General features: G+C 73.1%; 1 protein-coding gene. It reads right to left on the minus strand.

What is annotated here, in order from left to right:
* Positions 1-1,212 (minus strand): serine/threonine protein kinase (locus tag AOK09_RS31110; protein ID WP_157876106.1); only part of this gene is annotated, 1,212 nt, incomplete at both ends.

Consider the following 1,212-nt stretch of genomic DNA (forward strand, 5'->3'; position numbering starts at 1 on the left):
AGATGTGTATACGGGACAGCCGCAGTTCGGGGCCGAAGAGGGTGGAGGGGGCGGACCGCGGCCGGCCGTCGCCGAGGCTGAGCACCTCCCGCAGCACCCCGGTGAGCTGTTCCGCCATCTCCTCGGCGGAGGCGAAGCGCTGCGCGGGGTCGGGGTCGGTGGCCCGCAGCAGCAGCCGGTGGAAGGACTCGTAGCGGGCGAACACCTCGACCTCGTCGGGGCCGGGGAGGGTGTGGCGGTGGGTGGTGGTGTAGCCGGGGAAGTCGAAGGTGAGGACGGCCAGGGTGCGGGCCACGGTGTAGAGGTCGGACGCGGGGGAGGGTCCCTCGGTGGCGATCTCCGGGGCCTGGTAGCCGACGGTGCCGTAGATCGGGCCGTCGTCGTCCAGGCGGCGGACGGCCCCCATGTCGATGATCTTGAGGGTGTCCTCGCTCTGGATCACGTTGTCGACCTTGAAGTCGCAGTAGACCAGGCCGCGGTCGTGCAGATAGCCCAGCGCCGGCAGTGCCTCCAGGGCGTACGCGATGGCCTGCTCCACGGGCAGCGGCTCGCGCCGGCCGTCGGCGGTGCGGCGGTTGTTGGCGATCTCCTTGAGGGACTGCCCGCCGACGTACTCCATCACGATGTAGCCGTCGACGGAGCCGGTCCGGATGTCCGGGTGCTCCGCGAAGTTGATGATGCGGACGATGCCGGGGTGGTCGACCTGGGCCAGGAAGCGGCGTTCGGCGATGGCCACCGCCAGGGCGTCCTCGTCCCCGGTGTCCAGCAGCCCTTTGAGCACCACCCAGCGGTTGTCCACCCGGCGGTCGATCGCCAGGTAGATCCACCCCAGCCCGCCGTGCGCCAGGCAACCCACCACGTCGTACTGCCCGCCGACCAGGTCTCCCCGGGAGAGCTTGGGGGTGAAGGAGTAGGTGGTGCCGCACCGGGTGCAGAACCCCTCGCTGCGGCCCGGGCTGTCGCCCCGGCCCCGGCCGACGGGGGCTTCGCAGCTGCTGCAGTGACGCCTGCGCTCGGGGACCTCGGGGTTCTCCAGGACCGCGGCCAGGGGATCGGGGCGGGGCACCGGGGGCACCGTCACCAGTCCGGCGCCCAGCCGGCCCCGGGTGCCGCCGGAGCCGCTGCCCCGGCCGGAGCGTACGGAGAGCGAGCGGCCGGATCCGGAGCGGGCGGAGCGGCGCGAGCGGGAGCTGCCGGAGGGCGGGCCGGAGG

The sequence above is a fragment of the Peterkaempfera griseoplana genome, assembly GCF_001418575.1.
In the GTDB taxonomy this organism is placed as follows: Bacteria; Actinomycetota; Actinomycetes; order Streptomycetales; family Streptomycetaceae; genus Peterkaempfera; species Peterkaempfera griseoplana.